Source organism: Pseudonocardia terrae (assembly GCF_021343995.1).
In the GTDB taxonomy this organism is placed as follows: Bacteria; Actinomycetota; Actinomycetes; order Mycobacteriales; family Pseudonocardiaceae; genus Pseudonocardia; species Pseudonocardia terrae.
Window position 1 is genome coordinate 58369 of record NZ_JAJTTE010000043.1, and the last position, 7562, is coordinate 65930.

General features: G+C 72.3%; 6 protein-coding genes and 1 pseudogene. 5 read left to right on the plus strand and 2 right to left on the minus strand.

What is annotated here, in order from left to right:
- Nucleotides 1-128 precede the first annotated feature (128 nt).
- A pseudogene (locus tag LWC33_RS25125) lies at nucleotides 129-352 on the minus strand (IS110 family transposase); the annotation flags it as partial.
- Nucleotides 353-621: 269 nt separating this feature from the next.
- Between LWC33_RS25125 and LWC33_RS25130 the strand changes: the two are divergent.
- A complete protein-coding gene (locus tag LWC33_RS25130; protein ID WP_233307088.1) occupies nucleotides 622-1539 on the plus strand; it encodes a LysR family transcriptional regulator in 918 nt (305 codons plus the stop codon).
- Here the strand turns inward: LWC33_RS25130 and LWC33_RS25135 are convergent.
- Nucleotides 1431-2405 carry a LysR family transcriptional regulator gene (locus LWC33_RS25135; protein ID WP_233307091.1) on the minus strand — a complete coding sequence of 325 codons (975 nt, stop codon included), beginning with the start codon at nucleotides 2403-2405 and terminating at the stop codon, nucleotides 1431-1433. The two genes, LWC33_RS25130 and LWC33_RS25135, sit on opposite strands and share 109 nt — an antisense overlap.
- A gap of 139 nt (nucleotides 2406-2544) precedes the next feature.
- On the opposite strand from LWC33_RS25135, the gene LWC33_RS25140 reads away from it, so the two are divergent.
- Genes LWC33_RS25140 through LWC33_RS25155 form a run of 4 tightly spaced genes read left to right on the plus strand, consistent with a single transcriptional unit; the run spans nucleotide 2545 to nucleotide 7413 of the window.
- Complete coding sequence (locus tag LWC33_RS25140) at nucleotides 2545-4224, plus strand: class I adenylate-forming enzyme family protein (protein WP_233307095.1); 1680 nt, start codon at nucleotides 2545-2547, stop codon at nucleotides 4222-4224.
- On the plus strand, nucleotides 4217-5377 hold the full coding sequence (locus LWC33_RS25145; protein WP_233307096.1) for a thiolase family protein: 1161 nt from the start codon (nucleotides 4217-4219) through the stop codon (nucleotides 5375-5377). The genes LWC33_RS25140 and LWC33_RS25145 overlap by 8 nt, the downstream gene beginning before the upstream one ends.
- Nucleotides 5374-6609 carry a CaiB/BaiF CoA transferase family protein gene (locus LWC33_RS25150; RefSeq protein ID WP_233307098.1) on the plus strand — a complete coding sequence of 412 codons (1236 nt, stop codon included), beginning with the start codon at nucleotides 5374-5376 and terminating at the stop codon, nucleotides 6607-6609. Before LWC33_RS25145 ends, LWC33_RS25150 begins: the two co-directional genes overlap by 4 nt.
- 30 nt (nucleotides 6610-6639) lie before the next feature.
- Nucleotides 6640-7413: an SDR family oxidoreductase gene (locus LWC33_RS25155; protein ID WP_233307100.1), complete on the plus strand. Its 774-nt coding sequence runs from the start codon at nucleotides 6640-6642 to the stop codon at nucleotides 7411-7413.
- The last annotated feature ends 149 nt before the right edge of the window (nucleotides 7414-7562 follow it).

The window sequence follows — 7562 nt, forward strand, 5'->3', positions numbered from 1 at the left end:
ATAAATGTTTGGGTCGCCTCCTTGCTGTTGTTGGGGTGGTCATGGCGGCGCCCCGAAAGGGTCGACAGCTGATATGGAGGCCGCTCCTGTCAACTAGGGGCCGCATCAGATCCCCGGGCGTCTTCGCCGGCCCGCACCAGATCCCGGGCGGCCTCCTCGGCCTCGGTCGGCAACCCGAATTCCGAGCAGCGCCCCGGTCCGCAGCAGCCGGGCCAGCCGCTCGGTATCGCGCCGGTCGGTCTTGACCTTGTCCCCGGGCGGGCGCTCAAGCTTGGACGGGGCCACCACCTCGCACCGGTTCCCGGCGGCGTTCAACGCTCTGGCCGGGCCGAAGCCGAGTCGGGCCGGCCTCGGAACTGACCGCGACCGGCCCCGGCAACGCTTTGATCCAGTCCACGATCTGCGAGGTCTTCGGCAACAACCGCAGAGTTCGGATCTCCCCGGCCTGGTCGTCGATCGCGCACCCGACCACAGAACGGGCGTGGACATCCAGGCCGACAGACGTACGCTCCGACAGCACCGGCGTCCTCCCGTAAGTGCGGTACCGCCACCGGCCGTGACGGTGACCCGCGCCAACTTGCGAGCGAGGCCCTGCATGCCCGAAGAAGCTAGGGTTCAGGAATGGAAGTGCGGCAGGTCAGCTACTTCCTGGCGGTGGTGGACAACGGGGGCGTCGGTTCCGCGGCAACGGCGCTCGGCTTGTCGAGTGCGTCCGTGTCTCAAGGGGTGCGTTCTCTGGAGAAGTCGCTGGGTGCGGAGCTGTTCCACCGCATCGGACGAGGGGTCGCGCTCACCGCTGCGGGAAGAGCTTTCGTCGGGCCCGCCCGGCGCATCGTGCGAAGCGCGTCGGCCGCCGACAGCGCGCCGCTGTCGTCGGCTACCTCGGTTTCGGGTCGGCTGGACATCCTGGCGTCTGTGTATGTTGCCGCCCACCCGGTCGCCCGGCTCGTCGGTGCATTCCGGCGGTCGCATCCAGCCGTCACAGTGCGGATGGGAGCGTTGTCCGAGGACGACGACCCTGCCGCCCTACTGCGCCAGGGTCACTGGGAGCTGGTCTTCAGTCATCTTCCGGTCCCGGCTGCGGAGTTCGAGACCCGGGCATTGGGCGTCCTCGACTACGTGCTGGTCGCCCCGCCCGATGCACACCTGCCACCCGAACACGTCGTGGCCCTCGCGCAGCTCCCGGACCTTCCGATGCTGCTCGTGCCTCGCGGTGCCCCGATGCGTGTGCAGATCGAAGAACAGATGCACCAGGCAGGCACCCGGACTCGTATCGCAGTAGTGACTCATCACCGGGAGGCCCTGGACTCAATGGTTCTCGACGGCGTGGGGGCGACCTTCATGGAGCGGTCCGGCGCCGCCGAGCTCGTCGCCCGCGGCGCCCAGGTCCGCGGCCTCGATCCGCCGGTGCAGCGGGCCCACGGGGTCCTCTACGACCCGCGCAGGCTGTCCAGGGCGGGCGCCGCGTTCCTCGAGCGGGCCCTGACCTTGGCCGACCCCGCCACGCCGGTCGACCCGGCTCCCGCGCCGAGCGGCTGACGCCGAGCCCCGGGGCACTGAGCAGGCAGGCCCGCGGCCTCGATCACCGCCCGCGCCGCGGGCGACGGCGGCCCCGCCCGGTGGGCGAGGATGAACGGCCGCCACGCGGGCGGGTCGAGCCGTACCGGCACATGGCCGGACATCACCACGGCGGCCGTCCCACGCGCCATCGGGGCCGACCCAGCGCCCTCCGAGACGAGCGTCCGGATGGCCTGCCGGTGCGCACAGTCGACGACCACCGACGTCAGGTGCTCGCCGAGCTCCGCGCGCAGCCAGTGGTCCGCGACCTCCAGGACCAGCGGGATCTCGCTCAGCCGGGCCCGCGGCAGCGGGTCGGGCAGCGTCACGTCCAACGGGCTGACCAGCACGACCTCCTGGTCCGGTCCGCGGTGCTGGCACACCTCCTCGCCGCCGCGCAGCAGCCCGTCGGTGATCGCCACCTCGCATCGCCCCTCCCGCAGGTCGTTCTCGACCGACTCCGCGGTGCCGCTCCGCAGCACCACGCGCACGTCCGGCAACCGCTCGCGCAGCCGCGCGACGATCGCGGGCAGGGGGTGCGGCGCATGCTCGGGCACCGCGGACACGACCAGCTCGCCGCGCTGCAGCGACACCACGTCCTGCACCGTCCGGCGGGCGCGGTCGATGTCGGCGAGGATCCGGCGGGCGGGCTCGACGAGCGACCGCCCGGCCTCGGTCAGCGTGAGCGCGCGGGTCGAGCGGTGGAACAGGTCCACACCCAGCCGCGCCTCCAGCCTGCGCATGGCGATCGACAGCGTCGGCTGGCTGACGTAGAGCGCGGCGGCCGCGGCCGTCATCGACCCGTGCTCCACGACGGCCAGGAAGTACTCGGCGGAGCGGCGTTCCACGCCGTGGACTGTAGTCCGTCAGCTCGACTCATAGCTTCTTCCTGACGGTGACAGTAGGAATTGTTGTTTGCGCTATGAATGCAGGCGCCTTTCACTGGTCCCCGGACTTGCCGCGTGTTTCGTCGAGGAGGACGTCGCGATGATAGAGGGCACCACCACCGAAGCACCGATACGGCCCAAGGGCCTGCCGCGCTCGCTCGAGTACCCGGCGCTCCCGGTGACGGGGCTCCTGCGAGGCACGGCCGCGACGTTCCCGGAACGGATCGCGCTGCGGGAGGGCGACGAGACGCTCACCTTCGCCGAGCTGCTCGCCGCGTCGAGCAGGCTCGCGCACGCGCTGCGCCGGGCCGGCGTCCGCGAGCGAGACGTCGTCGCCCTGCACGCGCCGAACGGGATGTACCACCCGATCGGCTGGTTCGGGATCCTGCTGGCGGGTGGCACGGTCAGCCTGTTCAGCCCGCTGCAGCCGGCCTCGGCGCTGGAGCGGCAGCTGCGGGAGACGAACGCCGTCGCCGCCGTGACCCACCCCGACTGCGCGGACGCCCTCCGCGAGGCGGTCGGCGACCTGTTCAACCTGGTCGTGACCCTGCCGGGGTCCGCGGCGACCGACAGCACCGACGGACCGGGCGGCTACACCGAGCTGGTCGAGGGCCTGCCCAGCGAGCCGCCGGAGGTCTCGGTCAGCCCGGAGGACACGGCGCTGCTCGCCTACACCGGCGGCACGACGGGCAACCCCAAGCCGGTCCAGCTGCTGCACCGCAACGTCCTCGCGAACCTCTTGTCGATGGCCTGCTGGCGGGCGGGCACCCTGCCGGAGGTCCACGGCGCGGAGATCCGGCTTCGGGAGATCCCGGAGACCGCCGAGTACCCGGTCCGGATCGGCCACTCCGTCGGGCTCATCCTGTCCCCGCTCTACCACCAGCACGCGCTGATGAACCTGAACCTCATGGTCGCCGTGGGGGCCACCGCGATCATCGCGGGCCGCTTCGACCCGGTCCGCACGCTGGACCTCGTCGAGCAGTACGGCGTGGACTACATGACCACCGCGCCCGCGGCCTACCACGCCCTGCTCGGCGTGCCAGACATCGCCGACCGCGACCTCTCCTCGGTCCGCTCGCTGACCAGTGGCGCAGCCCCGATGGGCACCGCCATGCACGCTGCACTGAAGGAGGCGTTCCCGAACGGGATCGTGCTGGAGGGCTACGGCCTCACCGAGGCGACGAGCACCGCCACCTTCCCCCCGACCACCCCGGAGGGCGAGCGCCGGATCGGCACCGTCGGGGTGCCGGTGTTCGACACCGTGATCGAGATCCGGGACCTGCGCAACCCTGAGCTGGTGCTGCCGACGGACACCGACGGCGAGGTCTGGATCCGCGGGCCGCAGGTCGCCGCCGGATACCTCGGCCATCCCGAGCTCACGGCCGAGCAGTTCCCGGGCGGCTGGCTGCGCACCGGCGACATCGGCAGGCTCGACGCCGACGGCTACCTCGCCATCACCGGGCGGCTCAAGGAGATGCTGATCTACAAGGGGTACAACGTCTACCCCCGCGAGCTCGAGGAGCTGCTGACCGCGATCGACGGGGTGAAGCAGGCCGCCGTCGTCGGGCGGCCCGAACCGGTCGTCGGAGAGCGGGCCGTGGCATTCGTGGTCGCCGACCCTGCCGCGGGGCTGACCGGGGACGGGCTGCGCGAGCGCGTCGCGAGCCAGGTCCCCCCGTACAAGCGGATCTCCGAAGTGGTGTTCGTGGACCAACTGCCCACCACCCCCACCGGGAAGATCCTCAAGACCGAGCTCAAGGAGAGGCTGACCCATGCGTGACGCCGTCATCGTCCAGGCCGTCCGGACCCCGATCGGCAAGCGGAACGGGGCGCTGTCCGGGGAGCACCCGGTGGACCTGTCCGCCGCCGTGCTGCGGGGGCTCGCCGAGCGGACCGGGCTCGACCCGGCCCTCGTCGAGGACGTCATCTGGGGCTGTGCCTCGCAGGTCGGCGAGCAGGGCGGCAACGTCGGCCGGTACGCGGCGCTCGCCGCGGGCTGGCCGGAGGAGGTCCCCGGCACGAGCGTCGACCGCGCCTGCGGCTCGTCGCAGCAGGCCGCCACCTTCGCCGCCGCGGGCGTGATCGCCGGGCAGTACGACATCGTCGTCTGCGGCGGCGTGGAGTCGATGTCGCGGGTGCCGATGGGCTCGGCCCGCACCCAGGGCCCCGGCAAGCCGTTCGGCCCCACCGTGCGCGAGCGCTACGAGGGCGTCGAGTTCAACCAGGGCATCAGCGCGGAGGCCGTCGCCGAGCGCTGGGAGCTCAGCCGCGCCGAACTGGACCTGCACGCGCTGGACTCCCACGAGCGGGCCGCCCGAGCGATCGACGCCGGCCTGTTCGAGACGGAGATCGTGCCGGTGACCGTGGACGGTCCCGACGGCCCGGTCGTCGTCGACACCGACGAGGGTGTCCGCCGCGGCGGCACCCCCGAGAAGCTGGCGCAGCTCAAGCCCGCCTTCCGCGAGGACGGCGTGGTCACCGCGGGGAACTCCTCGCAGATCTCCGACGGCGCTGCGGCCCTGCTTGTGACGACCAGCGAGATCGCAGCGAAGCACGGCTGGCGCCCGCTCGCCCGCTTCCACTCGTTCGCGCTCGCCGCCGTCGACCCGGTGATCATGCTGACCGCACCGATCCCTGCGACAGCGAAGGTCCTGGACCGGGCGGGCCTGCAGCTCAGCGAGATCGGCGCGTTCGAGGTCAACGAGGCGTTCGCCCCGGTGACCGGGGCCTGGCTCAAGGAGACCGGCGCCGATCCCAAGCTGCTCAACGCCCGCGGCGGCGCCATCGGGCTCGGCCACCCGCTCGGCGGGTCCGGCGCCCGGCTGATGACGACCCTCGTCCACCGCATGCAGGACGACGGCATCCGCTACGGCCTGCAGACCATGTGCGAGGCGGGCGGTATGGCCAACGCGACCATCCTCGAGGCCCTGTGAGCGCGCCACTCCCCTCCCACGACCTCGACCCGGCTCCTACCGGCCGCCCCGGCCTGCTGTCCGGGATCCGGGTCCTCGACCTCACAACGTCCGTCGCCGCGCCGTACGCCACGATGCTGCTCGGGGACCTCGGCGCGGAGATCCTCAAGGTCGAACGCCCCGGGTCCGGGGACGACAGCCGGGCCTGGGGCCCGCCGTTCCTCGACGGCGAGTCGCTCTGGTTCCTCAGCGTCAACCGGTCCAAGCGCAGCGTCACCCTGGACATCACGTCGGCGCCGGGGCAGGAAGTGCTGCACCGGCTCGTCGCCGCCTGCGACGTCGTCGTGGTGAACATGACCGGCCGGGTGCAGCGCAAGCTGGGCCTGGACCGGGAGACCCTCACCGCCGTCCGGCCCGACCTCGTGCATGTCTCCATCTCCGGCTACGGCCTGACCGGCGAGCACGCGGGCCTGTCGGGCTACGACCTGATCGCCGAGGGCTACAGCGGGATCATGGACGTGACCGGGGCGGCAGACTCCCCGCCGCAGAAGATCGGGGCGCCCGCCGCGGACGTCCTGGCCGGCATGGACGCAGCGCTCGGTGCCGTCAGCGCGCTGTTCGACCGCGCCCGCACCGGGCGCGGCCACGGCGTGGACGTCTCGCTGGTCGAGAGCATGACCCGGATGCTCGCGCCGCGGCTGGTCAGCTACCTGGGATCGGGCGAGGTCCCGCGCCGCAGCGGTGGCACCGACAGCGTGATCGCGATCTACCAGGCGTTCGAGACCGCCGACCGTCCGCTCACCCTCGGGCTGGGCAACGACGGCATCTGGGCGCGGTTCTGGGCGTCCGTCGGTGATCCGGAGTTCGGCGCCGACCCGCGCTTCCGGAGCAACTCCGACCGCCGCGAGCACCGCGCCGAGATCGTCGAGCGGATCGCGGGCATCCTGCGCGGACAGTCCCGCGTGCACTGGCTCGGGGTCCTCGCCGAGGCCCGGGTGCCCGCGGGCCCGATCAACTCGCTCGACGAGGTCGCGGCCGACCCGCACCTGCGCGGGCGCGGGCTGTTCTACGGCATCGAGCGCAACGGCGCGGTCATCCCACAGGTCGGACTGGGTATCCGGTTCGACGACGCCGCCGCGGGCCCGAGCGCCGTGCCTCCCCGCCTGGGCGCGGACACCGACGACGTGCTGCGCGAGATCGCCGGGCTGAGCGCCGAGGAGATCGAGCGCCTGCGCGACAAGGACGTCGTCTGACATGAGCACCACACGAGGAGGAGCACCGCAGTGAAGATCGCCGACACGTCCGTCGTCGTCACCGGCGGCGCGTCCGGGCTAGGCGCCGCCACGGCGGCCCACCTGGTCCGCGACGGCGCGGCCGTCACCATCACCGATCTGCCCGGGTCCGACGGTGCGGCTACCGCAGCGGCGCTGGGCGGGGGCGTGCAGTTCGTCCCGGCCGACATCCGGGAGGACGACGGGCTGCGTGAGGTGTTCGCCGCCGCCACCGCGGACGGCAGGCCGCCGCTGCGCGGGGTCGTGCACTGCGCGGGCCGCGGGGGCGATCGGCTGCGCATCCTCGACCGCGACGGCAAGCCCGCCGACGTCGACCGGTTCCGCGAGGTCCTCGAGATCAACCTCGTCGGTACCTACACGGTGCTGCGGCTCGCCGCCGAGGCCATGGCCCGCAACGAGCCCGTCGACGGCGAGCGGGGCGCGATCGTGCTCACGGCGTCCGTCGCGGCCTTCGACGGCCAGATCGGCCAGACCTCCTACAGCGCCTCGAAGGGCGCGGTGCACGCGATGACGATCGTCGCGGCCCGTGACCTCGCGAGCAGGCTGATCCGGGTCAACACCATCGCGCCGGGTGTGTTCGACACCCCGATGCTGGCGCGGCTGCGCGAGGACATCCGGGCCGACCTCGCCGCGGGTGTCCCCCACCCCAAGCGTCTCGGCGACCCCGCCGACTACGCGCACATGGCCGCCACGCTGCTCGAGAACGGCTATGTCAACGGCGAGACCATCCGGCTGGACGGCGCGATCCGGATGCCCCCGCGCTGAGCCCCACCAGCCCGGCGACCCACGATTCCAATGGAGGGATCCGAGTTGAACGCGGTACGTACGAAGGGGTCTCCGACCCCGACACGAGGTGAGTTCGGTGAGTCCCGGGTCAAGGCCTGGGGTGTGACGTTCACGCTCGTGGCGCTCTA

Coding starts and splice junctions, on each gene's coding strand:
- LWC33_RS25130 (WP_233307088.1), top strand. CDS start 622: ATGGAAGTGCGGCAGGTCAGCTACTTCCTGGCGGTGGTGGACAACGGG.
- LWC33_RS25140 (WP_233307095.1), top strand. CDS start 2,545: ATGATAGAGGGCACCACCACCGAAGCACCGATACGGCCCAAGGGCCTG.
- LWC33_RS25145 (WP_233307096.1), top strand. CDS start 4,217: ATGCGTGACGCCGTCATCGTCCAGGCCGTCCGGACCCCGATCGGCAAG.